The organism is Streptococcus parauberis NCFD 2020, assembly GCF_000187935.1.
GTDB classification, from domain to species: Bacteria; Bacillota; Bacilli; order Lactobacillales; family Streptococcaceae; genus Streptococcus; species Streptococcus parauberis.
Genome location: NZ_AEUT02000001.1, coordinates 844,222 through 867,775 on the forward strand (window position 1 = coordinate 844,222; position 23,554 = coordinate 867,775).

The 23,554-nt window shown below is 34.5% G+C and carries 24 protein-coding genes; 6 read left to right on the forward strand and 18 right to left on the reverse strand.

Annotation, left to right across the window (positions count from 1 at the left end; all coding sequences use genetic code 11):
- The first annotated feature begins 53 nt into the window (after positions 1–53).
- Positions 54–971, forward strand: a complete 918-nt coding sequence (locus SPB_RS04255; RefSeq protein WP_003105027.1) for a magnesium transporter CorA family protein — start codon at positions 54–56, stop codon at positions 969–971.
- Positions 972–1,000: 29 nt separating this feature from the next.
- On the opposite strand, the gene SPB_RS04260 is transcribed toward SPB_RS04255, so the two are convergent.
- Positions 1,001–1,717 (reverse strand): pseudouridine synthase, encoded by a 717-nt coding sequence (locus tag SPB_RS04260; RefSeq protein WP_003104201.1) that lies wholly within the window; start codon positions 1,715–1,717, stop codon positions 1,001–1,003.
- 113 nt (positions 1,718–1,830) lie between these two features.
- On the opposite strand from SPB_RS04260, the gene SPB_RS04265 reads away from it, so the two are divergent.
- Positions 1,831–2,193 (forward strand): thioesterase family protein, encoded by a 363-nt coding sequence (locus SPB_RS04265; RefSeq protein ID WP_003106047.1) that lies wholly within the window; start codon positions 1,831–1,833, stop codon positions 2,191–2,193.
- Positions 2,194–2,220: 27 nt separating this feature from the next.
- On the opposite strand, the gene SPB_RS04270 is transcribed toward SPB_RS04265, so the two are convergent.
- On the reverse strand, positions 2,221–3,444 hold the full coding sequence (locus SPB_RS04270; RefSeq protein ID WP_003105329.1) for an MFS transporter: 1,224 nt from the start codon (positions 3,442–3,444) through the stop codon (positions 2,221–2,223).
- A gap of 423 nt (positions 3,445–3,867) precedes the next feature.
- Between SPB_RS04270 and SPB_RS04275 the strand changes: the two genes are divergently transcribed.
- On the forward strand, positions 3,868–5,352 hold the full coding sequence (locus SPB_RS04275; protein WP_003103455.1) for a DUF1846 domain-containing protein: 1,485 nt from the start codon (positions 3,868–3,870) through the stop codon (positions 5,350–5,352).
- 23 nt (positions 5,353–5,375) lie between these two features.
- Here the strand turns inward: SPB_RS04275 and SPB_RS04280 are convergent, their stop codons facing one another.
- From SPB_RS04280 to SPB_RS04325, 10 genes are all read right to left on the reverse strand, one after another.
- Complete coding sequence (locus SPB_RS04280; protein WP_003102632.1) at positions 5,376–6,149, reverse strand: ABC transporter permease; 774 nt, start codon at positions 6,147–6,149, stop codon at positions 5,376–5,378.
- Positions 6,146–6,802, reverse strand: a complete 657-nt coding sequence (locus SPB_RS04285; RefSeq protein WP_003103891.1) for an ABC transporter ATP-binding protein — start codon at positions 6,800–6,802, stop codon at positions 6,146–6,148. Before SPB_RS04285 ends, SPB_RS04280 begins: the two co-directional genes overlap by 4 nt.
- Before the next feature lie 169 nt (positions 6,803–6,971).
- Positions 6,972–7,385 carry a PaaI family thioesterase gene (locus tag SPB_RS04290; protein ID WP_003102980.1) on the reverse strand — a complete coding sequence of 138 codons (414 nt, stop codon included), beginning with the start codon at positions 7,383–7,385 and terminating at the stop codon, positions 6,972–6,974.
- An 88-nt stretch (positions 7,386–7,473) separates the two neighbouring features.
- The gene (locus SPB_RS04295; RefSeq protein WP_003104142.1) at positions 7,474–8,025 is read right to left on the reverse strand and encodes a DUF7010 family protein; all 552 of its coding nucleotides are present in this window, start codon (positions 8,023–8,025) and stop codon (positions 7,474–7,476) included.
- A gap of 19 nt (positions 8,026–8,044) precedes the next feature.
- Positions 8,045–8,521, reverse strand: a complete 477-nt coding sequence (locus tag SPB_RS04300; RefSeq protein WP_003103286.1) for a nucleoside 2-deoxyribosyltransferase — start codon at positions 8,519–8,521, stop codon at positions 8,045–8,047.
- A 90-nt stretch (positions 8,522–8,611) separates the two neighbouring features.
- Positions 8,612–9,607: a helix-turn-helix domain-containing protein gene (locus SPB_RS04305; RefSeq protein ID WP_003105825.1), complete on the reverse strand. Its 996-nt coding sequence runs from the start codon at positions 9,605–9,607 to the stop codon at positions 8,612–8,614.
- 397 nt (positions 9,608–10,004) lie between these two features.
- On the reverse strand, positions 10,005–10,763 hold the full coding sequence (locus SPB_RS04310) for an ABC transporter ATP-binding protein (protein WP_003103562.1): 759 nt from the start codon (positions 10,761–10,763) through the stop codon (positions 10,005–10,007).
- Positions 10,764–10,805: 42 nt separating this feature from the next.
- A complete protein-coding gene (locus SPB_RS04315) occupies positions 10,806–13,124 on the reverse strand; it encodes an FtsX-like permease family protein (RefSeq protein ID WP_254655065.1) in 2,319 nt (772 codons plus the stop codon).
- Positions 13,125–13,273: 149 nt separating this feature from the next.
- Positions 13,274–14,494 (reverse strand): sensor histidine kinase, encoded by a 1,221-nt coding sequence (locus SPB_RS04320; protein WP_003105314.1) that lies wholly within the window; start codon positions 14,492–14,494, stop codon positions 13,274–13,276.
- Positions 14,487–15,149, reverse strand: a complete 663-nt coding sequence (locus tag SPB_RS04325) for a response regulator transcription factor (protein ID WP_003104451.1) — start codon at positions 15,147–15,149, stop codon at positions 14,487–14,489. Before SPB_RS04325 ends, SPB_RS04320 begins: the two co-directional genes overlap by 8 nt.
- A 377-nt stretch (positions 15,150–15,526) precedes the next feature.
- On the opposite strand from SPB_RS04325, the gene SPB_RS04330 reads away from it, so the two are divergent.
- On the forward strand, positions 15,527–15,904 hold the full coding sequence (locus tag SPB_RS04330) for a DUF1761 domain-containing protein (protein WP_003106021.1): 378 nt from the start codon (positions 15,527–15,529) through the stop codon (positions 15,902–15,904).
- A 179-nt stretch (positions 15,905–16,083) separates the two neighbouring features.
- On the opposite strand, the gene SPB_RS04335 is transcribed toward SPB_RS04330, so the two are convergent.
- Complete coding sequence (locus tag SPB_RS04335; protein ID WP_003105755.1) at positions 16,084–16,482, reverse strand: helix-turn-helix domain-containing protein; 399 nt, start codon at positions 16,480–16,482, stop codon at positions 16,084–16,086.
- 259 nt (positions 16,483–16,741) lie between these two features.
- Between SPB_RS04335 and SPB_RS04340 the strand changes: the two genes are divergently transcribed.
- Positions 16,742–17,668 carry an aldo/keto reductase gene (locus tag SPB_RS04340; protein WP_003103214.1) on the forward strand — a complete coding sequence of 309 codons (927 nt, stop codon included), beginning with the start codon at positions 16,742–16,744 and terminating at the stop codon, positions 17,666–17,668.
- Between the two features lie 28 nt (positions 17,669–17,696).
- Here SPB_RS04340 and SPB_RS04345 read toward each other — a convergent pair whose 3' ends face one another.
- Together SPB_RS04345 and SPB_RS04350 are read right to left on the reverse strand one after the other, a co-directional pair.
- The gene (locus tag SPB_RS04345) at positions 17,697–18,242 is read right to left on the reverse strand and encodes a DUF2812 domain-containing protein (RefSeq protein WP_003104129.1); all 546 of its coding nucleotides are present in this window, start codon (positions 18,240–18,242) and stop codon (positions 17,697–17,699) included.
- Entirely contained in the window at positions 18,235–18,558 is a 324-nt protein-coding gene (locus tag SPB_RS04350; protein WP_003104159.1) for a PadR family transcriptional regulator, read from the reverse strand. The genes SPB_RS04345 and SPB_RS04350 overlap by 8 nt, the downstream gene beginning before the upstream one ends.
- Positions 18,559–18,889: 331 nt before the next feature.
- Between SPB_RS04350 and SPB_RS04355 the strand changes: the two genes are divergently transcribed.
- Positions 18,890–19,849 (forward strand): tRNA dihydrouridine synthase, encoded by a 960-nt coding sequence (locus SPB_RS04355; protein WP_003105228.1) that lies wholly within the window; start codon positions 18,890–18,892, stop codon positions 19,847–19,849.
- Positions 19,850–19,897: 48 nt separating this feature from the next.
- On the opposite strand, the gene SPB_RS04360 is transcribed toward SPB_RS04355, so the two are convergent.
- From SPB_RS04360 to SPB_RS04370, 3 genes are all read right to left on the reverse strand, one after another.
- Entirely contained in the window at positions 19,898–20,176 is a 279-nt protein-coding gene (locus SPB_RS04360; protein WP_003102408.1) for a glycine zipper domain-containing protein, read from the reverse strand.
- 238 nt (positions 20,177–20,414) lie between these two features.
- Positions 20,415–21,773 carry a 23S rRNA (uracil(1939)-C(5))-methyltransferase RlmD gene (gene rlmD / locus SPB_RS04365; protein ID WP_003103550.1) on the reverse strand — a complete coding sequence of 453 codons (1,359 nt, stop codon included), beginning with the start codon at positions 21,771–21,773 and terminating at the stop codon, positions 20,415–20,417.
- Positions 21,774–21,846: 73 nt separating this feature from the next.
- Positions 21,847–23,418: an LCP family protein gene (locus SPB_RS04370; protein WP_003103880.1), complete on the reverse strand. Its 1,572-nt coding sequence runs from the start codon at positions 23,416–23,418 to the stop codon at positions 21,847–21,849.
- Positions 23,419–23,554: the final 136 nt, after the last annotated feature.

Below are 23,554 nucleotides of genomic sequence, written 5' to 3' on the forward strand. Positions count from 1 at the left end.
AAAAAGTCAGTAATTAACTGGCTTTTTTTATTTTCTCAGCTTATAATAGACCTATGTACTATCAAATTTTAGAAACACTTAAGCCAACAACTTTCGAAGAAGCTTTTTCTGGCAAACATCCATTTGTAGCAGTAATCAAGCCAGAGGAATGGCAGGGCCTACAGCATGATTTCCATATGGGAATTGATATGGAGTTTAATATTTTTTCAGCCAACTCAACCAAGGCCGAGGTCAATATGGATTCTTTGACAGGAACCTTTAAAGTTCCTGTTCGAGACGACCTGATTGGCAATGCTATGGACTTTTCCTTTGCTTTGGATGAACGAGGCATCATCTTCATCGATCGACATGAACACGTGGAACAATTGCTCAAAAAAATCCAAAAAACGAAACGTTGGAGACAACCAAGTCTGGAACGCTTTATCTATGATTTTTTGGAATTTATCATTAAAGATGACTCTGAACTTTTAGAAACATTAGAAAGAGAATTAGATCAAATTGAGGAAAATGTTTTAGACGGGATTGAGGTAAGTCAAGACCATCAGTTGAATAAAATGCGCAAAAATTTAATTAAATTGAATCAGCATTATTTGCAATTGATTGATCTGGCTCAAGAATTTAGTGAAAACGAAAATAATTTTTTTAAGGACGAAAATCTCCGTTTCTTTCACTTATTTGCATCCCGTGTCTCTCGTTTACAAACAACTGTCCAAACTTTAAGAGAAACCATCATTCAAATTAGAGATTTAGCTCAGTCACGACTTGAAATGAAACAAAATAAAATTATGGCTATCTTAACAATTGTAACGACTTCTTGCATGCCTTTAACTATTTTAGTTGGTTGGTATGGAATGAACTTTAAGTATATGCCTGAATTAGCCAGCAGATGGGGCTATCCAACTGTCATCCTAATTGCAATCACAATTTTAGTATCAACCATGACATTTTTCAAATATAAAAAATGGTTATAGAAAGCGAAAAGACACCTCCAAGTGTCTTTTTAGTTTTCCATTAAACTAGTTATCTCTTCATCTGTTAATCGGCGAAACTGTCCTAATTGAAGTTGATTATCTAGTTTGAGTGGTCCCATTGTCAAGCGTTGTAAGTCAGTGACCTCTTTCCCACAGGCTTTAACCATTCGTTTAACCTGATGAAATTTGCCTTCTTTCAAAGTTATCTTGACTTTGCATGTTTGCTTGTGTTCATCCGTCTCAAGAACTTCTAAAGTTGCTGGTAAACAATGATGGTCTGACAATTGAATCCCATTTTCAAAAGCCTCTTGATCTTTTTTTGTCATCATTCCTTCGATATGTGCAAGATAAATCTTATCTACATGTTTCTTTGGAGTCAACAACTGATGAGCAAGTTCACCATTATTGGTTAAGAGTAGCAAACCATGCGTATCTTTATCTAAACGACCAACCGGAAAGACCTCTTTTTGTCTTGCTCGATCGTCTAACAAATCGACAACTGTTTGATGAAGATTATCTTCAGTCGCAGAGACAACTCCAGCAGGTTTATTGAGCATATAATAGAGAAACTCTTCATAGACAAGTTTCTGCCCTTGAAAAACAATCTGATCCTTGTCAGAATCAATTTGTCTTTTAGCAGAGCTCTCCACTTGACCATTAACCAAAACTTCTTTTTTCTTCAGCAAGCTCTTAACTTGACTACGACTACCAATACCGGCATCAACTAAAAATTTATCTAATCTCATTTTACATCCTATTACTCAATACGTGATTTAATTAAGTATATCATATTCTACAGAAATGCCATGACTGTTGAAGTAAACTTATATTATAATAAAAGAGAAATGGAGAATTTTATATGACAAAATATACTCACCAATTTGATACAAAATCTGAACACTCAGCTAAGCATTTAGGATCAGGTAGCCTAGAAGTTTTATCTACACCTTCCATTGTAGCCTTTATGGAACATACTGCCTACCTCTACGCTCAAGAAACAATCAAAGATTCAGACTATACGACTGTCGGAACTGAAATTGTAATTTCTCATTTAGCTGCCTCAAAAATAGGCCAAGCCATCACAATTATCATTACGGCACTCAAAGAGGAGGGGCGCCGTTATGACTTTCGAATTGAAGCTTACGCAGGAGAAAAATTAGTGGCCAAAGCATGCCACACACGCGTTCGAGTTGACATTCAAAAATTCTTGGGAAAACTATAAAAGAGCTAGTTATAACTAGCCCTTTTTTTAATTTTCTAAAGCTTGATAAACAGTTGCTTTTAGATTTCCAATTGTCCACATTGCTACAAAGCTGACTAAGTAGAGTGAAGATAGGAAGATCATAACCATTGGAACACCTGATGCGTCTAAAATCTTACCAATAATAACTGATGAGAAGCCCCCGACTGCCCGACCGACATTTAAAATCACGTTGTTTGCTGTTGAACGAATATAGTGTGGGTAGAGTCTTGTAATCATTGCCCCGTATCCTGCAAACATCCCATTTACAAAGAAGCCAACAATTGCGCCACCAATAATCATTGTTGGCATTGAGTTAGCAAATTGGAAGAGGTACACACAAACTGATGATGCTAATAGGAAGACTGAGTAAACTAATCTTGGGCCAAATTTATCTAAAATTTGACCAAATGTGAGCATTCCTAAACACATTCCTAGAATTGTTGCAACCATCCATAACGACGAATCTTTAACTGAGATACTTAGGCTTGTTTGAATAATCGTAGGTAGCCAGTTCATCATCCCAAAGTATCCTGCAATTTGGACTGTTGTCATCACCATTAGTGCAAGTGTTTGAGCTGTCAAAGTCGGTGTCTTAAAGAGTTCACTAATTTTAACGGGCTGACTTGTTTCTTCACTCTGATCAAGTCCGCTGTCGATAATGTTATCATCATCTATTGCAAATTGCATCCAGAGCACTAGTAAGATTGGTACTAAACCAAATAAGAACAATCCTCGCCAGCCGAGTGTTGGCGCTAGCCATCCTGCTAATAAAGCTGAGGTAATTGAACCAACTTGTCCAGCAATCCCATTGAGTGATGAAATCCGACCCATTTTTTCAGGTGGTACTATTCCAGCCATAATGGCAATGGCAACTCCGTACTCACCACCTACCCCAATACCTGCGATGAAGCGCATGATGTAAAGATAGTTAATGCTTTTAGTGAAGAAGATTAAACCAGTTGCAATTGAGAAGACAAGGATAGTCCATTTAAAAACTTTGAATTTGTGGTGACGGTCAGCTAGTAATCCAAAAAGTAAGCCACCACATAGCATACCTAGGTTTGTGATGGTCGCTATCCAACCACCTTGTGCACCAGTAATACCTAATTCGGTAATAATTGAAGACATTGAGAAGGCTAGGAACATGACGTTTAAGTCATCTGTACCTGAAGCGACAATTGCACCAACAAGAGCACGTATGTTGTTCTTGTCTAATGATAGTTTTGACATAAAATTCTCCTTTTAATGGTGACTCTCTGTTCACCTTAATTAATTGAATACCCTTTACAAAAAAAGACTCAGGAGCAAGTCCTGAGTCAATTAAAGTCCGTCAAAATTAGAGCATGCTCAAAGAGCAGTCTCTTTTTTAAACTTTCATGTCTCACGGGACATAGTTAAAGCAGTATTTAATTGTAATAAGTATAAATGAATTAACCTTACTTGTCAACCTCTCATTAACTAAAATCTAACAATTTAATAAAATAGAAATTTGTGTAATTCATAAAAATATGTTTTTGTGAAAATATGAAATCAACTCATTTCTTAACATAATCTGATGAAAATTTTAAAAAGACAATTTTTAGCAAGATTTTAAAGAGATTTTCACCAAAAACAGGTCTTTCTTTGATATAATGCTAAACAGAGGTGAAAAATATGAAAAAACTTGCTTTTGATTCCGATAAGTATTTGCATTTACAAAGGGATCATATCTTAGAACGTATTAATCAATTTGACGGCAAACTTTACATGGAGTTTGGTGGAAAAATGCTTGAAGACTATCATGCTGCGCGTGTTCTTCCAGGATATGAACCTGATAATAAAATTAAACTTTTAAAAGAACTAAAAGATCAAGTTGAAATTGTTATTGCTATCAATGCTAATAATATTGAGCACTCAAAAGCTCGTGGTGACTTAGGTATTTCCTATGATCAAGAAGTCTTTCGTTTAATTGATAAATTTAACTCATTAGATATTTATATTGGCTCAGTTGTTATTACACAATATAATAATCAGGCTGCAGCTGATATTTTTCGTAACCAATTAGAAAAAAATGGAATTGCATCTTATTTGCATTACCCAATTAAAGGTTACCCTACAGATATCAATCATATTATCTCACCAGAAGGTATGGGGAAAAATGATTATATCAAAACTAGCCGTAATTTAATTGTTGTTACAGCACCTGGACCTGGTTCTGGTAAATTAGCAACCTGTATGTCTCAAATGTACCATGACCAAATCAATGGCATTACGTCAGGATATGCTAAGTTTGAAACCTTTCCTGTCTGGAATTTACCACTTCATCATCCAGTCAACTTAGCCTATGAAGCAGCAACGGCTGACCTTGATGATCTCAACATGATTGACCCATTCCATTTAGAAAAATATGGTAAAACGGCTGTTAACTATAATCGTGATATTGAAGTATTCCCTGTTTTAAACAGAACCTTTGAACGAATCCTTAACAAATCACCATATGCTTCTCCTACAGATATGGGCGTTAATATGGTAGGTTATTCAATAATTGATGAACAAGCTGCTATTGAAGCTTCTAAACAAGAGATTATTCGTCGTTATTATCAAACCCTTGTTGATTTTAAAGCAGAACGCGTTTCTGAAGCAGCTGTTAAAAAAATCGAATTATTGATGAATGACATTGGTGTGTCTCCTGCAGACCGCCAAGTGACAATGGCTGCTCGAGAAAAATCTGAAGCTACTGGTGCTCCTGCTCTTGCATTACAACTTCCAAATGGTCAAATCGTGACCGGAAAAACTTCAGACCTTTTCGGACCTACAGCTGCCGTTGTTATTAATGCTATTAAAAAATTGGCATCAATCGACAAGTCTACACACTTGATTGAACCTGAATATGTTAAACCAATTCAGAATTTAAAAGTCAAACATCTTGGCAGTCATAATCCAAGATTACATTCAAACGAGATTCTTATTGCATTGGCAATCACTGCAATGAGCAACACCGAAGCAGACCTAGCCATGAAAGAACTTGGTAATCTTAAGGGAAGTGAAGCTCACTCTACTGTTACACTAACTGAAGAAGATAAAAATGTACTTCGTAAATTAGGTGTTAATGTTACTTTTGATCCCGTATATCAACAACATAAACTTTATAGAAAATAAAAAAGAAGCTTAGGCTTCTTTTTTTATTGACGTTTGACAACTAATTGTTTTTTATCGTTGAAGAAACCTTTATAGGCCAAGTATGATGCTACAAAAGAGGCAATTGAGGTCGTTGATAAAAGCATAAAGGTAACCATCATTTGATATTTAACAGCTTGAATTGGTGAAGTACCAGCTAATATCAAACCAGTCATCATCCCTGGTAAGGAAACAATTCCTAAAGTCTTAGATGAATCAATTGTTGGTACCATACCAGTTTTTATTACATCACGAATAATATCAATCGATGCTGGTAAAATATCTGCTCCGAGTGCTAATTTAGTCTCTACTTCTTCTTGTTTGTTTTGAAAATCTGACAATAGTTGTTTATAACATAAACCAATTGCGACCATTGAATTACTGATAACCATTCCACCGACCGGAATCATTTGATTTGGGACAAAATGTAAAATGCGTGACAGTAATAAGACAGCTAAGGTAATCATGGTTCCTAAGGAAATAGCAAAGAAAGAAATGACAAAGCCATTCTTGACACCTTTTCCCCGTTTTGATGCATTGTAAGCAGCATTGACAATCATAAACAAGAGTAAGAGAGCTGTAAAAATTGGATTTTCATAACCAAAAATATAATTTAAAACAAATCCAACTAATAGCAATTGTATTACTGCTCGAATAGCTCCGACAATGATTTCTTTTTCAAGTCTTAATTTTTGCCAATAAGAAAAGAAGAGGGTAATTATAACTAATGAAGAAGCTATTAATAAAGAGGGGACTGATATTGAAGCTGCGCCATTCATTTAATCACCTCCAAAGATTCTATTTGTCCGTTGACTATAGTCATTAATTTGTTAGCATACTTTTTACTTTGTTCAGCATCATGGGTAATCCAGAGGATAGTCATTCCCTTTTGATGAAGAGCTTGAATAACACCTTCAACGATTTCTTTATTTACAGAGTCTAGTGCAGATGTGACTTCATCTAGTAATAAAACTTTTGGTTCAAAAAGTAGCTGTCTAATCAAAGAAATCCGTTGTTTTTCACCACCAGATAACTTTTTGACATCTTGGTTGAGGTAAGAACTATCCATCTGAAATAAAGTGAAGAGTTCATCAACTCGACCTTGATTGAATTCTTCATGGCGAATATCATATGGAAATTCTAAATTATCTTTAACGGTGGCCCCAAACAAATATGGGGTTTGAAAACAATAAGATAATTCCTTGCGCGTGGCAATTGGATCCTGCTTTGCAATATCCTTACCATTAAAAAGAATTTCCCCACTAGTCGGCGAAATTAATCCTGAAACTAATTTTAATAAGGTACTTTTCCCACTGCCTGACGGTCCAACGATGGAAAGGAAATCACCTTCTTCGATAGTAAAATTGATTTTGTTCAAGATGGTTTTATTATCAGCATCAAATTGAACGTCATTAAATATAATAATTGACATATTATCTCCCTCCCATAGAGCCTAATTATAATCATTATTATTAATAGTTTATCACTTTTTCCTAAAAATATCAGAAAACATGATTAAAAAAACCAATCTCCTGTTTAATTCAGGAAATTGGTTTCATAAGAGTGTTTTTTTCTGTCCGACCACTGGGGTACAGCACCTATTATTTGTTTTCTTTCCTAACTTCTGCACCACGATCACTTGTTCCAGTGACATACATAGTACATGAATTTTTCGTTAGTAATTTGTCTTCTCTGTTACGAATTTCGATATCAACAACTTTTGTTGTTTTGCCATTGTGTATGCATTTACCAACAACAAAAAGACGCTCACCCATTTTTCCAGGTTTAAAGTAATTGATACTAGATTGTAAAGTTACAGCTTCAAAGCCAGTTGAAATGGCAACAAGTCCCGCAACCTGATCACATAGAGTAAATAGATAACCACCGTGGGCAATACCATAATAATTGAGAGAACTTTTTTTTACTTCAGTCGAGAGTGTAACGTTACCATACTCATATTTTTCAATTTTATAATTGTCAAATACTTCTATTTTGTTTAATTTAATTTCTTCCATGTTTTATCCTTTACCCATAGTATAATTAAAATTACAAAATCTATTATACTACAAAATTGACAGAATCACTAAAAGATCAATTACAATTTTATGCACTGATTTTTTGAGAATCGCCAAAGGCATTCAACTCCTTATGAAGGATGAAAACAAAAACCAACTCAATAATCAAACAAGCCCCAGCTACCGCCGTCGCATTCAAAAAGTTTCCTAGAATTAGACTGAGAACTGGAATAATAACTGCAAAAACCTGATAGGTAGCTGATTTATAGACCCAAGAATAGGGTAACAAATGAGCTCCAAAAACCATGGCATAGACCATCACCATTTTATCAGGCTCCGCATTAAAAACCCACATGACAATTAACAAATAAAGCATTTGATTCATGGTCAAGAGCATAGCTAACTTAGATAAGGGGTTATTGCTATGGAATAAATCGACTTTTAAAAATTTTGCGGCTATGCTGGCAAACAACATCAAGGGGGCCGAACAACAAAAGACAAGAATATTTTGAGTCATTATTGGTAAATTCAAGGTAGTTACAATTGTAATCATCAACCAGATCATAACTGATGCATAAATAAAGGGTAATCCTTTTTTCTGCTGAAAAAGAATATCGTTTCTTAATTGTTCTAAAGTCATGGCTAAACCACTTACTTTCTTATTTTAGGTAGTCTGGAAGGATTTGTAATAACTGTTCTGAACTACTTACAATTGTCCCATTCAATTTAATCAAACCAACTGTATAAAGGTTGACATAACCAAATTGTGATTCAGCGACTGTCTTGAGGGCATTTAGTTTTTGCTGATTATCTACTCCTAATTGACGCGAATCAGTATACAAACCAAGAATCGGAATACCTGCTTGGTAGGCAATTCCAATTTCTGAAGCAACACCTGGATCAATCACTTGCCCATCAAGTACAGCAATCACTAAATCACTTTCAAGAACTGCTTGCGTATCCAACATGGCAATCATTTTTGAATCAGCATAGGCATTTTTATCATTAATTTCACCTTGTTCTTGTGGTAGAAAGATATTTAATGTTGGATAAGCATCTCTGATTTTGTTGACCAATACTTGATTGAAAGTGAATTCCATTTCTGTAAAGAGTGGACTAGCAAAATAAATTTTCATGGTGAGCTCCTGACTTTTATTAAATTGATTAATTAATTTATTATACCATGTCTCATCAATCTTTTCTGATATCTTCCATTTTTTCCGACTTTAGTCTTCTACCTTAGCTATCATTTTCGCAATAATCATCACTACTGCATATAATAGCCCTGCTATTGGCCAAACCATCCAAGTCTGATGCCAATCACTAGTTGAAAATGACCATGCAAGATAAACAATTGTAGCGGTGATCCAAAATATTCCAGAAATCCGACCTAGTAAAGGTGAGGCTTGTTTTTTTGTCATGCTAAAGTCACCCTCTTGGAGTAATTTGTTATAAGAATCCATACGCATTTGACTGCGAATAAAAACTGTCACAGCAAACCCGATGACAACTAACATTAAACCAATCAAGGGAGTAATAATATGAGGCTCTTCTGTCAGTGTAGACACACCAATTAAGGGCACAATACTAAAGATACATAACATCACACCTAGTGTTATATTACGGTTATAACTTGTTTCAAATTGGCATTTATTCTTCTTAGCTAATCCGTCAACACCATATTCGGTTTCAATATTATCCTTTTCTAAAAATTCAAAGCGTTTCAAATTAAAACTACTACTAATTAATAAAAAGATACCTATTCCAATTAAAAGAAAGAGAGACACAACACCAATACTACCTGCTAAATTTTCAGTTATCCCAAATTGCTGACTGTCTGCTAAGCCGCCTAGTACAACTAGTGGTACGCAAGAAATGATACAAAGGAAAACTCCGATAGCAATTTTTGAAGATTCCCTCATTGTTGTTGCGATTAAATCTTGTGCCTCAGACATTGAAACTTTTCTTAATGGTTTCCCATCAAATGCTTTATTACTATCATCAGCTACAAGAGTAGATTTTATTTGGTCTTCTTTTAAAAGATAATCTGTGGATACACCAAAGATTTCTGCCATTTGAATAATTCGATTTAAATCAGGTACGGATTGTGCACCTTCCCATTTTGAAACTGATTGGCGGGAAACATCTAACTTCTCGGCTAATTGTTCTTGACTCCAACCATTACGTTTTCTTTCCTCAATTATCTTATCTGCTAAAATCATTTTCAGACCTCCAAGTCGTTTTTTTATTTGCCTTTAGTCTATCTTTTTTGGTGGTTGCAGACTAGAAAGTTTACCTTTCAATTTGTCAACTACTAGTTGCAAGTCTGATAAATCAATGTTTTACTTAATACTTTTCAAAAACGTTTTTATATCCGCCTCATAATTCAAATCCACTTTTCACGAACATTCTATACTCTAATTATACCATTCCAGAAAAAAAGATACTGCAAAATCAGATGTTTTACAGTATCTTTACAATTTTATTCGAAACAGACTCAACCATGAAGACAATTGTCCAAACAATGAACATGGCATTGAGGTTGTCCTTTTCATGGTGACGACTCCTCGTGGTTTTCTCCATTATTTTAGCACCTTTCACCAGATTTGTCTTTAGCTGTTACCAACCCAGATCCATTAACCAGTTGGTTAATTCTCGTTCTGTTTCTTTTTCGGTTAACCTCTTTTCAGAATTGATGTTGAACTCACCTTTAATATTGCCATCAACTATGTAAAGAACTTTTTTACATTTGGCTGCAACTTTTAAATCGTGAGTAACCATCAGGATTGTCGTTCCTTCCTGATTAAGCTTTGTCAATTCGTTGATGACTTCGTTTGAAGCTTTTCTATTTAAAGCACCTGTTGGTTCGTCAGCAAACAATATTTTAGGGTTATTAATCATACTGCGACAAATACAGGCGCGTTGTAATTGACCACCAGAAACTTCATTGATGTCATTGTTAGCAACTTCAATAATACCTAATTTTCTCATTAAGTCTTTTGCACGCGCAATTTTTTCAATTTTAGATTCTCTACTGGACCGACTTTCAATGGCGGGCAATACAATATTATCAAGTATAGTCAAATTCTTAACCAGATACATTTGTTGGAAAATAAAGCCCATTTTATCTAATCTTAAATTAGCTAATTTCTTTTCAGATAGTTTGGTAATATCATCTCCATCAAAATAAACTTGACCACTGGTTGCTTGATCCATTCCGGAAACGGCATACAATAGTGTTGATTTTCCAGATCCTGAAGGTCCCATGATTGCTACCATATCACCTGTATCTAATGAGAAAGTTACATTTTTCAAGACATTATTTTGCCTTTTATCAATCACATAGGTTTTACATAAATCTTTCACTTCTATTAGCATAATTGACTCCTTACTAAGTTAGCATTTCCAATTTTAATTCGTTTATTCAATGTTTGCTGTATCACTGCTTTTAATGCTTCGAATGTATTGAGCTGATAAAGTAGCTACAAAGATGGTAACAATGACTATCAAACCTGGGTAAAGTCCGAATACTTTCCAAGCCACGATATTAAATGAAACATCATTTGCTCCCATCATGCCAAATAATGGCGAGATACAAAGCTTCGTGATAGGTATTGATGTTATGGCTGCTAAAGCCACTGCCACGACACCGACAATAATGAACCGATAAATATGCCATTTCATAATTGAACTATTCTGAAAACCAATTGCTTTTAGAATAGCAATCTGATTTTTTTCATTGCTGATAAAAACACGTTCTGTTAATAAGGTCACTAAAGAGACTACTATTAGGACTATTGTTAATAGAAGAATCAGTAAGCTATTTAATACTTCACCAATACCAAAACTATCCATACAATACTCTTTTGCGGTCATAATGTCTTTTTGAGGAAAAAGTTTCTTCAACCTTTTTTGTCGCTTTTTAATTTGGGCTTCATCAGGTTGATCTGTAAAATTTATTTTATATGGAAGAACAATGGTGGCATTTTTCATAACAGATGGTGCATCTTCATGTAATAAAATGACTTGACCAAGTTGATTCATTGTTTGATAATAAGCTGTGACTATGCACTTTTCTTCTTTTTCACCAAAATTGACAATTAAGGTATCTCCGATTTTAGCACCTGTCATCTTGGAAATAATTGAGGTAATAGCTATTTCATGACCATTTTGTGGAGCAGATCCTTTGGTATATTTGAGCTGACTAACCTTTGAATTAACCCCTTGTTTAAAATTAAGAAAATAGCCATTACCCTCAAAATTTACTTTGTATTTGTATACGACATCTGTCGACATCCGAGAAGACATACTAAGTGCTTCAACCTTTTTGTTTGTCTCTGCTAAGTTAGCTTTCAATTTTTTCATATCTTTTTGATTCAAGTCTTTATTAACCTGATCATCATCAGTTAGGTATAAATCAGCCCGAGCACCAATTATTGTTATTAGTTTGTCACTATTAATGGTCTCAGTTGTATTAACCATAATCAGCACAAATAAGGTACAAAGAAAAAACGAAAGAATAATGGTCAAAAATCGTCTTGGGTTATTAACAATATCAGTGACTGCTAAAAATAAAGAGGGCTTAGCAGAACTTTTTTCAAATCTAAGAATCGCTTTAGTTTTGTAACGTTCACCAGTTTGACCACTTCGAATGGCATCTAGAGGTGATGATTTTTTAATTTTTGAGGTTGAAAGATAACTGAACCAAACAATTAAGAAAATCACTAATAAGGTACCAAGTAAATTAGGGAAAATACCTAAGTCATTTTCTAAAACCATATTTTCGGTTGCAGATTGAATAAGCATCTTGCCAAAAGGTAAACTTGAGAAAAAACCTATCAGAGAACCTATACATGCAAGCACCAAGTACTTAATGATATATAAATATCTAATTTTGCCATTCCCGATTCCGATTGCCTTCATGACACCAATTTCTCTAAATTCTTCAAGAATTGTAAAATTGATTGAGAATTTTAATACTGTAAAGGCTACTAAGATTAAACAAATGGAAAGAATCAGTATAATGAAAGCAACAATCATATCCATTACATAGCCAAACTTCATCATCCAACGAGAACCTGTAAATGATATACTTTCTAATTCAGCGGTAGCAGCTTCCATACGTTTCAAATTATTTGAAATGACGTAAGCAATCTTACCTTGCCGTTTACTAGCTATCTCTTTATTTTCTAGTAGTTTATTTTTTTCATTAGTGTTGATGATAAAACGACAGTTGCCAAACATTTCTGAACCTAAGAGTGCATCTTTGGCTTTGCCATCTAAAATAAATTTTATTTCGGTTTTACCTTTTTTAAAAATAATTGTATCACCAACTGAAAGATTATTATCTTTGATAAAGGATCCACCAATATAAACATGGCCAGGTTTAACTGTCTTTATCTTTTTATTAGCCGAATCAAAAAAGTTAATTTTACTTTCTTCAATCGACTGGAGAATTATATCGTTTCGAGCCTGGGATTTCTTTCCTCTAACTGAGAAATCATCTTTATTCAAAAAGATAATTGGTTCAACTTTATATTTAGAAACTGCTTTTTCTTTTGCTAAAAAGGCTTCAACTTTATCCTTTGGATCTTCACCCATTGATATGAGGTCAAAATTACCAATCTCAGCTTTGTCAAAATAATAGTCAACCCCTTTATAAACAGTGACAAGATTATTAATTCCACTTGACACAAAGGTTGTAGCTAAAATAATGAAGAGTAACAAAATGAGATTCATAACCCTTTTTCGGTTAAAATCATTTTTTAAAATCCGTAGAAACATAGCTTTATACCCTTTTCCTTTTACTAGGTATAGTATAATCAAGAAGTTATTAAATAATCTTTAAATCCAAAATAGCAAATCAAGAATTCCTGATTTGCTTTAACTTATACTTTTTTAATCACTAATGTAAGGCAAAATTTATTATTTTTTATTTCAACAAAAATATCACCATGCATTTTTCGCATAATCGTTTTTGCAATATATAAGCCAAGACCACTTCCCTTAACTGATTTACTGTTACTACCTCGATAGAAAGAATCAAATATATGTGGCAATTCTTCTTCTTTAAAGAAATAGCCAGTATTTTGAATACTAATTAATTTGCAGTTTTCTTCTTCTGAAACAGAAATGATAATTTCTTTACCATCCCCATATTTAATAGCATTTTCAACCCCATTTTGAATAACTTCGATTGTACGATCAAGGTCACCCAATAGCAAACAATTGTCAGTATTATCGACTTTAAAGTCAATTTTTAAGTTTTTTAATTTTGGCTCATAATAACTCTTAACTTCTTGTAATAGTGAGGCTAAATAGTATTCGCCATCTTTTACAACAATATTAAGAAAATCCTCTTTAGAAGCTAGTGAAATTTCATCCACATAAGTAGTTATTTTTTTGATATTTTTAGAGATACCTTTTAAAGCTTCTTCATTCTTTTCTGGACTTTTATATAAACCAGATTGTAAAGCTCTTGTATATAGCTCTATAGCTGATAATGGTGTTTTTATATCGTGTGTTAAAGAGAGAATCAGTGTTTTTTTATCTTTTTCCAAGTTTAATGCTTTATGTTTTTCATCTGCTAAGTTTTCTCGCAACATATCAAGACCCCAAAGAAATTTTCCTAAAAATTTACTTTTTTCAGCGTCTAGCGGTTTAACTAAATATCCTTTTGCTAACTGATGCGTCATATCAGACATTCTGTTAAATGGACGAATAAGTTTCTGCCAAAGATAGCTTAGTAAAAACACACTAAGGAAAAATAAAACTAAAAAACCAATATTCAAAGGGATGATTTCAAAATATCTATCCCTTATTCTATATTCAATAGCATAGAGTTTATTATTAATCTTTTTAACGGCATAATGATTCTTATAAGATTGACTACTATCATAAGAACTTACTTTTAATACCGACGGAAATTCAGTTAAATCCTTGGTAGAATTTGGATCTTTTTCAAGTTGCTTGACTAAACGATTAATGTCAACTTGATATATTTTTTCAGATGAGTTAGCAACATATTGAAAATAAAAAATATTACTAATGAAGATTATAATTATTTCAAGTAAAAGAAATAAGATTGAAAATTTTTTAAAGTTAGTCAAATCGATAACCTATTCCCCATACTGTCACAATGTGTTCAGGGTTTTTAGGATCTTTCTCAATTTTTTCTCGTAACCAACGGATATGTACAGCTAGTGTTTGCAATTCTGACAGACTATCACTACCCCATATGGTAGTGAATAAATAATCTTTCTTTAGGGTTACACCTCTGTTTTCCATTAATAATTTCAATAGTTCAAATTCTTTTTCTGTCAGATTAACCTGGTGGTCATTAACCGTTAAAGTTCTCATGATGGTATTTAGTTTCAGTCCACCGAGAATGAATTCTTCCTGATTGTACTTACGTTTAAAAATACCATTAATTTTAGCTAGTAAAATATCAATATCATAAGGCTTACCAATGTAGTCATCTGCACCTAAGTAAAGACCTTTTAGATTATCAGCCTTTTGATTCTTTGCGCTCGCAATGAGGATATGAGCATTGGAACTTTCTCGAATCTTTGAGCAGACCTGAAAACCATCCATTTCTGGTAACATGATGTCTAATATTATCAGCTTTGCTCCATATTTTTGATAAAGTGTTATGGCTTTTTCGCCACTTTCAGCAGTGGCAACAGTATAATTTTCCTTTCGTAGAAATTCTTGTAAGATATTTGCTATCTCTTGGTTATCTTCTACAATCAAAATATCTAACATAGTGCACTCCCCTTATAAGGTTATTCTATTTTCCTGTTCTCTTAATTTGATTATATCGTAATTCCGATAGATTAGGGAAAAATTAACGATTTTAGAGGAGAAATTTATATCTCTTTAAAAAGTCAGATTAATTTACTTTAACCTTGTAAACCTGTATACTGACATAATGAAAAAAGAGAAAAGGATAAAAAAGAGAGAACTAGTACTATTTTTACATAGCTCGCTTGATGGTTTTGTTGAAGGGCCAAATGAGGTGATGGCTTGCGCCTCTTAGACAATATCGTTGCTGATTTAGAATTAGTTCATTCAGAAACTTTTGCCTCTGGGGCTCTCGCTTTAGACTATAGAAATAAAAAGGACAGAAAAGAGAAATAAAAATGACATTACTTATTGCAATTATTACTGGAATTATTAACTTTATGATTGGTGGACTTTGGTACGGCATTCTTTTTAGAGATCCCTGGATGAAAGCCATGGGCATAAAAAAAGAGGATATTGGAAAAAATGGTGATGGCAAAAAAGAAATGGCTATGACCGCCATCGTCGAAATCATTATCAGTATCTTAGTCATCCTCTTCTTACAATCCGTCCATGCAGCAACACTGACATCTGCATTAATAATTGGTCTAATCGTTGTTTTAGCAGTACTCAAAAACTACTTCTTCGAACAAAAACCTTTCCAACTCATCCTCATCAATGAGAGCTACAAACTTGTGGCATTCCTTGTTATTGGATTAGCAATGTTATTTGTATAAACATATAAAAAACCACTTCCTGTATTTGTGATCAGGTAGTGGTTTTTTATAAAAAGGAATCTATTTTAAATGGTGGATTAGCAATAACCTGTGTATCAGCTAGAAAATCTGCTAAATGTATTTTATCTTTTCTAAATAATCTCATTGCAACACGACTACCAACCCCAAAATAAACTTTCTCAATGATCATTTAAGAGGTAAATAGCTAACGAAGTTACCCCAACTGCTAATAGAGTAATAGCTTCTTTCATTTCAAGTTTACCTAAAATAGATAAAACGATTACAGCAACGCCCATGGCAAGTGGAATAGCCCTAAGAACTAGTCTAATGGTAGTTTGTGTGTCAGTCTTTGATTTAAGATTTTCTTTTTTTACTGATGTTTGCATAAGATCCTCCAATCTGATGTCTAAAATTTCAGCCAATTTAGGGATAGTATTTGTATCGGGTAAAGAGAGGTCTCGTTCCCATTTTGAAACAGCTTTATCCGTCACACCTAAAAGTGATGACAGTTCTAATTGTGTCATTGCTTTTTCTTTTCTCTTACTAGCAATAATCATTCCCATACTTTCCTTGGTCATCCTCTATTCTCCTTCTTTTATTACCTTAATCATATCAAGCAAAGTCCAAAAAGACAATCGACTAGTGGTTTATTTTACTCGACTTTTAGTTTAGTTGGGTAAAATAAACTTTATTAGTCAGATTATGATTTGAATTATATTATATTAAGAAAAATCAAACTACTACAAATTATAAATTTCAATATTTTAATTTTAAATGACCCATATATATGAGTCCAAGGTGTATAATGAAGATAGAAATAACTTGGAGGAATAACTGATGATGAAGATAAAAGTTGTTAATGGACCGCAAGAGGCATCTGCTATTATTTTAGGATGTATGCGTATGCCTAGTTTATCAGTCGATGATGCCGCAAAAATAATTACTACTGCTGTTGATAATGGCATCAATTATTTTGATAATGCTACTTGTTATACTCAAGGGGAAGCGGAGACTCGTTTTGGTGATGCATTTGCTCAGACAGGACTCAAACGTGAAGACGTTTTTATCCAATCAAAAGTTGGTCTTGAGTTCCAACGTAATGAATTTGATTGGACTAAAGAAAACATTCTTACGAATGTCGATGCCAGTCTAAAACGTATGAAACTGGACTATATGGATGGCCTACTACTTCATCGTCCAGATGTACTTTTTGATCCTGAAGAAGTTTCTGAAGCATTTGAAGAACTCGAAAAAGCTGGTAAAGTGCGTCATTTTGGTGTCAGTAATGTTCCAAGCATGCAAATCGAATTACTTAAAAAATTTGTTAAACAACCTTTGATTTTTAATCAACTGCAACTTTCTTTGGAACAGTCACAACTGATTGACCAAGCACTCTATTTAAACAATAAAGCCACAGACATGTCTATTGACCGTGACAACGGTACTTTGGATTATTGTCGATTGAACGATATTACAATTCAAGCTTGGTCCCCATTACAATACGGGATGATTGGTGGCAGCTTCATAGACCATCAAGATTTCCCCGAACTCAATCAAGGACTGCAAGAATTAGCTGACAAATACGGTGTCGCCAAAGCAGCAATTGCGATTGCATGGATCCTCCGTCATCCAGCAAAAATGCAAGCTATCGTTGGTACAATGAACCCACAACATTTAATTGAAGTTAGCAAAGCTGCAGATATTCAATTAACACATCACGAATGGTACCAACTCTACCTAGCATCAGGCAAATATTTACCATAAGAAAAAGGCTTGTTTCCAAGCCTTTTTCTTATAGATTTTTCCGTAAATAGATTAATTTTCCACCACAATATGTAATCAAAACAATATAAAGTACAAATAAGAACATAAAAATACCAAAAATTATTTTGTCCAACAAATCACCTGACAAATAATCTGTTTTGCTTAAATTTGGAATTATTATACATAGAAAGATAATTAAGAGTGGTAACATACGTGTTTTAATGATATGACTTATCATATTAAGCTTTGACTCACGATCTGAAAAGATTTGATTTTCACCTGCATGTTCAACTAGCTTAGCTGCTTTTCGAAAATAATTCCAACCAATGTATGTGCCACAATACTCCCAACCATAATCTTGATAGAGTTGCAGATAGTCTCTTGTCACTGCCTCATTTTTGTACTCTAATTGATAGATAACATCTTCAGCTTTGCTTTTTTCAAAAAGATAAGTAATAGGATTAGTATTTTTTACAAATTTCCATCCTTTTTGGCTTTGTTGTCGAAGCCATGCTTCTTCTTCCATATAATCAGCAATTGTGAAAATTTTTATGATTTTTTTTGTTTCAGTCATGGTAAGTCTCTCCTAAACTGTTTTGATAAAGTCTTTTTATGCGGGCCAATTCTAATGCTAAAATGTCTTGTCCAAGTTGGGTAATCTGATACAATTTTCGCTTGTCTTCTTCTTTTAAGAGAGTAATTAAGCCATCTTTTTCCATTTTTGATAGTGTGCCATACATTGTTCCGGGGCTTACGGTCACTTGTCCAGCCGTCATTTCTGATACTGTCTGCCCAATACCATATCCATGTTGAGGCTTTTGCAAACAAAAGAGTATATAGAAAGCTGTTTCGGACATAGGGACATAAACCCGTCGTAGTCTATCTTCCATTTTTATCTCCTATATCTAAGTTCGATGTATCATACTTCGATATATCTATTATATCGCAATGCGACATAAGTTGCAAGAGAGAAATAAAAAAGAAGCACATTTTATACTTCTTCTTTCTTTGTTTTCAAATTTAGTCTCTCACCAATTAAATGTATTATATAATTTCTCTAAATACTATATAAGATTTTGAATGGTATTTAGAGAAATAAGAAAAGTTTTACAGTTACAAATTGCAAACCTGGGACTTGCACACTCCTCTCGTTATGGTATAGTATTAAAAGAAGATATTAGTAGCCGTAGGCTGCTATTTTTTATGTAAGGAGAATTATTAATGACTGCTGAGAATTTTTGGCAAGATTTACCAAAACCATTTTTTATTTTAGCACCTATGGAGGACGTGACTGATGTAGCTTTTCGTCATGTCGTCGCAAAAGCTGGAAGACCTGATGTTTTCTTCACCGAATTCACAAACTCTGCTTCTTATTGTCATCCTGATGGTATTGAATCCGTTAAAGGGCGTCTGACTTATACCCACGATGAACAACCATTAGTGGCCCATATTTGGGGTGATGTTCCTGATAACTTTGCTGAGATGGCAAAAGGCATGAAGGAAATGGGCTTTGCTGGTGTTGATATTAATATGGGTTGTCCAGCACCAAATGTCTTTAAGCACGGCCGCGGCTCGGGTCTGATTTTAAGACCAGAGGTTGCCGCTCAATTAATTCATGCAACTAAAGAAGGTGGCCTTCCGGTATCCGTTAAAACGCGCCTGGGTCACGCCAAGCCAGAAGAGTACAAAGTTTGGCTTAAACACGTCCTGGAACAAGGCATTGCCAATCTTTCCATTCACCTAAGAACCAAGACCGAAATGTCGAAGGTGGACGCTCATTGGGAGATGATTGGTGAAATTAAAGAGCTGCGCGATCGCATCGCTCCCGATACGCTGCTGACAATCAATGGCGACATTCCAAACCGCCAAGTTGGCTTAGAGCTGGTTGAGAAATACGGCGTCGATGGTGTCATGATTGGGCGTGGTATATTCCACAACCCTTACGCTTTTGAGAAAGTTCAGTCTGCCCATAGTCCCAAAGAATTGATTGATCTCTTCCGCTACCACTTGGATCAGTTTGACAAATATCAATTGCGTCCCTTCCCATCAATGAAACGATCTTTTAAAATTTACATCCGCGGCTTTGCTGGCGCAAATGAGCTCCGCATTGCCCTTATGGATGCTAAAAATACAGATGAGTGTCGTAAGTTGGTAGATGAGTTTGAAGCAAAACAGTTATAACATACAAAAAAGGCTTATTTCTAAGCCTTTTTTGTGTTAACTATTGGTTTATGATTTCTTAATAGACATTCCAATTACCAAGCCAATCAGCATTCCAAGCGAAACACCAGTGGCTAAATTTTTAGTCAATGCTCCCAAAGCTGCACCGAGGGAAAGCCCAATTGCCATACCTAATGACATATAATTGTCATCTGCTACCTGTTCAATATTACTTTCAACGTCCTCTTTAGTTGCTTCTTCTTTAGATTTTTTATTGCTGATATAAATAATAAAAACGATGAAAATGATTACTGGTAAAATCATTAAAAATACATTATGCCATTCCATTACTGAAACCTCCTAACATATATCTCTATTTCCATTATACCAAAGTCAACAATATTTGCAGTTAAAAAAGCCTGATATAAAAGTCAGGCTGTTTATAACTTGTCATAATTAGGATGGCGGCATGAATTAGTTGCGTTTCTCTAACAAGCTCACACACTCCACGTGGTGCGTTTGTGGGAGTAAAAAGATCCGGGGGACCTTTTTAGCATGGTGCCTTGAAACTGGAAAGCACCATGAATTAGTTGCGTTTCTCTAACAAGCTCACACACTCCACGTGGTGCGTTTGTGGAAATAAATCCACCGGCTGTACTTTTTTAAGGTCATAACCTAGTTCTTGGTATAGTTTGATGTCACGTGCCATGGTAGCTGGGTTACATGAGACATAAGTAATTTTTTCTGGATTCATTTCAACTGAAGCTCTGATAAAGCTTTCTGTTAGGCCTTTTCTTGGTGGATCTACTAAGATAACATTTGGATGAATGCCTTCTTTAGACCATTTTTCCATAGCTGCCTCTGCAATATCTGTCACAAATTGAACATTCTTAATACCATTAAGTTCAGCATTTTTACGTGCATCGAGAACAGCTTGTTCAATGACTTCAACACCATAAACCTTTTTAACAGATTTCGCGAAAGATAAACCAATTGTCCCAATACCAGAATAAGCATCAATGACGATATCGTCTTTAGTCAAATTTGAAAAATCAATAGCTGTTTGATATAACTTCTCAGCCATTTCAGTATTAACTTGATAGAATGATTGGGCAGAAATCTCGTAAGTGTTACCAAGCATGCTATCTGTAATAGTATCTTTTCCATAAAGGGTGCGGAATTCTTTTCCAAAAATAGCATTACCATTTTGATCATTGATATTTTGCATTACTGATACGATAGCTGGAAATTCTTCCGTAATTTTAGCAATTATTTGATCAACACGGAAAACTTTTGGTCGAGATGTAACAAAAATTAACATCATTTCACCAGAGTTTTGACCACGACGAACAACTAGATTTTTGATTAATCCAGTTTTTTCCTTCTCATCATAAGGGCTAACTTCAAAACGTATCAACAAGTCACGTGTATAGTTGATTAGACGATCAATCTCTTTATCTTGAATCAGATAATCAGAAATAGGTAATAAATCATGTGAATTTTTTCTGAAGAAACCAGTTTCTAATTTACCATTAACACGACGAACTGGAATCTGTGCTTTATTTCTGTAGGCAAATGGATTTTCCATGCCGATTGTTTCTGCAACTTCAACATCAGTTAAGCCTGCTGTTTTATAAAGATTGTCAGTAACTTGTTTAGCTTTGAATTTTAATTGTTCTGAATAAGCCAAGTGCCCAAAATCGGCAATCCCGGTACGTAAATAAGCGGCATCCAAGTCATCATTACGAAACTCAGATTTTTCAAGATAGCTTTCAACTTTACCAAAACCAATTTTTTTGTTTAATTTCAAAACACGCATTTGGATTTTTTCGCCAGGAAGAGCATTCTCTACAAAGAAGACAAAACCATCATACTTTGCGACTCCAGAACCTTCATGGCTTAAATCAACAATTTCTACTTCGACAACATCATTTTTCTTTAACATCTATTTTCCTTTTCTCACTTTAGTCTTGCCCATAAAAAGAAGGGTAACCTAAGTCCCCTTCATTATAACATATTTAACGTAAACCCATTCTTTTCAGTTGCTTTTGATATTTCACAAAATCTACCTGAAGGGCTTGGCCTCCATACATATCATACTCATCAATCCAATCGCCATTTTCAGGAACAGTCACATGTTCAACGCCCTTGCCATTCGACATCACTGACAAGCCTTTTTGCGCCACAAATGGAAAGGATACATTGGTCGATGTTAAGGCATAAATCTTACCAATTGCCGCCGACCCAGTAAAGAGTCTTGCTGGATTTTTAACCTGAGACATGATTGCCGCCATCACTTGTTGCTGACGGACAGTCCGACCATAATCACCATCGTCATCCTTACGGAAACGCGCATAATTTAGAAGCGTCCGACCATCCATCTTTTGTTCGCCAACTTTGATGGTCTGTTGAGGAACGACACCATCCTTCATTCTTAAGTCGTCAGGAACTTTTACCGAAGGAACTGCTTCGCCGTCAACCGTTGCAAATTTAGCATCAATTTTTACACCCCCCGGAAAAAGCGTATCAATAGCTTCCGCGAATGTTTCAAAATCGACCATAACATAATACTTACAATCAATGTCATAATTAGCTTTCAGTGTCTTCCGAACTAAGTCAGCACCTTTATGATTATCTTGTTCACCGAGATTAAAAGAGGAATTTAACTTCATATCATAAGTATAGTCATTGTAACTATAACCTGGAATATTAACGAGAGTATCTCGCATAAAGCTAGCTATCTTAACTTTTTTATCCTTATTCCCAACATTGATCACCATAATAGTATCAGTCCTAGCTTCTGTCGACCCTTGTGTTACACGCTTATCTGAACCAAGAACTAGGATATTAGTCCCATCCTTAGTGTCAACACCATTGAAGGTTTCTGAAACTGCTGGTTTGTAGTTTTGCTTGTTTCCAGAGATATCAAGCATGCCTTTAAAGAACATAAAGACAATTCCCAGAATAAGGAAAAGAATAAACCAGAGTAACCATTTGAAGTAACGTTTTAGATTTTTCTTTGTTATTTTTCGTTTAGGTCTTTTTACATTTGAGTCCTGATAAGGAGAGACATCATCAGCGAAAGAACTTTGAAAGCTATCATTATTATCATATTGATCCTGATAACCAGAATTACTGTAATAGTCAGTTGAAGCTATGGTTTCCTGATAAAAAGGAACAGCGTATGTATCTTGTGCCTCGACTTGGCCAAAATCTTGATGATTATCTCTGTTTATAGCTTCTTGATAATTTCTACTTGACCGTTTTCTCCTTGATAAGGGTTTATCTTTTGGATATACGGGTAATCCGTTTGAGAGCCTTTCCGTTTGGAAACTTTCTTCTGGCCACTCATGATTGGGTACAGGATTTTGAGAATAAGGTAATGGATCAGGGTCAACTACATACTCTGGGTAGTCGTGTCGCCCATGCCTAAATTGGGTCTCAAAAGTTGGAGTACCGGCTTCAAGTTTTGACTTTAAATATCGAAATTCTCTATTTTCATTTTCACTTAAATAATTGAGATTTCTTAAAAGATAATAATATCTCAATTCTTCATGGTGACTAAGGCCACCATTACCACTTTTTATCATAATGCATCCATCTAAACTAATATTTATTCTATAGTTATATCTATTCTATCATACTTTAATATTTCTATTATAGCCTATATTTATTAGATTGTCTTATAAAATTACCATTTGCCAATATATTATTTACTATTTACTA

What these genes read in the sequence shown, in the direction of transcription:
- SPB_RS04255 (WP_003105027.1), top strand. Translation starts at nt 54, where the DNA reads ATGTACTATCAAATTTTAGAAACACTTAAGCCAACAACTTTCGAAGAA.
- SPB_RS04260 (WP_003104201.1), bottom strand. Translation starts at nt 1,717, where the DNA reads ATGAGATTAGATAAATTTTTAGTTGATGCCGGTATTGGTAGTCGTAGT.
- SPB_RS04265 (WP_003106047.1), top strand. Translation starts at nt 1,831, where the DNA reads ATGACAAAATATACTCACCAATTTGATACAAAATCTGAACACTCAGCT.
- SPB_RS04270 (WP_003105329.1), bottom strand. Translation starts at nt 3,444, where the DNA reads ATGTCAAAACTATCATTAGACAAGAACAACATACGTGCTCTTGTTGGT.
- SPB_RS04275 (WP_003103455.1), top strand. Translation starts at nt 3,868, where the DNA reads ATGAAAAAACTTGCTTTTGATTCCGATAAGTATTTGCATTTACAAAGG.
- SPB_RS04280 (WP_003102632.1), bottom strand. Translation starts at nt 6,149, where the DNA reads ATGAATGGCGCAGCTTCAATATCAGTCCCCTCTTTATTAATAGCTTCT.
- SPB_RS04285 (WP_003103891.1), bottom strand. Translation starts at nt 6,802, where the DNA reads ATGTCAATTATTATATTTAATGACGTTCAATTTGATGCTGATAATAAA.
- SPB_RS04290 (WP_003102980.1), bottom strand. Translation starts at nt 7,385, where the DNA reads ATGGAAGAAATTAAATTAAACAAAATAGAAGTATTTGACAATTATAAA.
- SPB_RS04295 (WP_003104142.1), bottom strand. Translation starts at nt 8,025, where the DNA reads ATGACTTTAGAACAATTAAGAAACGATATTCTTTTTCAGCAGAAAAAA.
- SPB_RS04300 (WP_003103286.1), bottom strand. Translation starts at nt 8,521, where the DNA reads ATGAAAATTTATTTTGCTAGTCCACTCTTTACAGAAATGGAATTCACT.
- SPB_RS04305 (WP_003105825.1), bottom strand. Translation starts at nt 9,607, where the DNA reads ATGATTTTAGCAGATAAGATAATTGAGGAAAGAAAACGTAATGGTTGG.
- SPB_RS04310 (WP_003103562.1), bottom strand. Translation starts at nt 10,763, where the DNA reads ATGCTAATAGAAGTGAAAGATTTATGTAAAACCTATGTGATTGATAAA.
- SPB_RS04315 (WP_254655065.1), bottom strand. Translation starts at nt 13,124, where the DNA reads ATGAATCTCATTTTGTTACTCTTCATTATTTTAGCTACAACCTTTGTG.
- SPB_RS04325 (WP_003104451.1), bottom strand. Translation starts at nt 15,149, where the DNA reads ATGTTAGATATTTTGATTGTAGAAGATAACCAAGAGATAGCAAATATC.
- SPB_RS04330 (WP_003106021.1), top strand. Translation starts at nt 15,527, where the DNA reads ATGACATTACTTATTGCAATTATTACTGGAATTATTAACTTTATGATT.
- SPB_RS04335 (WP_003105755.1), bottom strand. Translation starts at nt 16,482, where the DNA reads ATGACCAAGGAAAGTATGGGAATGATTATTGCTAGTAAGAGAAAAGAA.
- SPB_RS04340 (WP_003103214.1), top strand. Translation starts at nt 16,742, where the DNA reads ATGATGAAGATAAAAGTTGTTAATGGACCGCAAGAGGCATCTGCTATT.
- SPB_RS04345 (WP_003104129.1), bottom strand. Translation starts at nt 18,242, where the DNA reads ATGACTGAAACAAAAAAAATCATAAAAATTTTCACAATTGCTGATTAT.
- SPB_RS04350 (WP_003104159.1), bottom strand. Translation starts at nt 18,558, where the DNA reads ATGGAAGATAGACTACGACGGGTTTATGTCCCTATGTCCGAAACAGCT.
- SPB_RS04355 (WP_003105228.1), top strand. Translation starts at nt 18,890, where the DNA reads ATGACTGCTGAGAATTTTTGGCAAGATTTACCAAAACCATTTTTTATT.
- SPB_RS04360 (WP_003102408.1), bottom strand. Translation starts at nt 20,176, where the DNA reads ATGGAATGGCATAATGTATTTTTAATGATTTTACCAGTAATCATTTTC.
- rlmD (WP_003103550.1), bottom strand. Translation starts at nt 21,773, where the DNA reads ATGTTAAAGAAAAATGATGTTGTCGAAGTAGAAATTGTTGATTTAAGC.
- SPB_RS04370 (WP_003103880.1), bottom strand. Translation starts at nt 23,418, where the DNA reads ATGATAAAAAGTGGTAATGGTGGCCTTAGTCACCATGAAGAATTGAGA.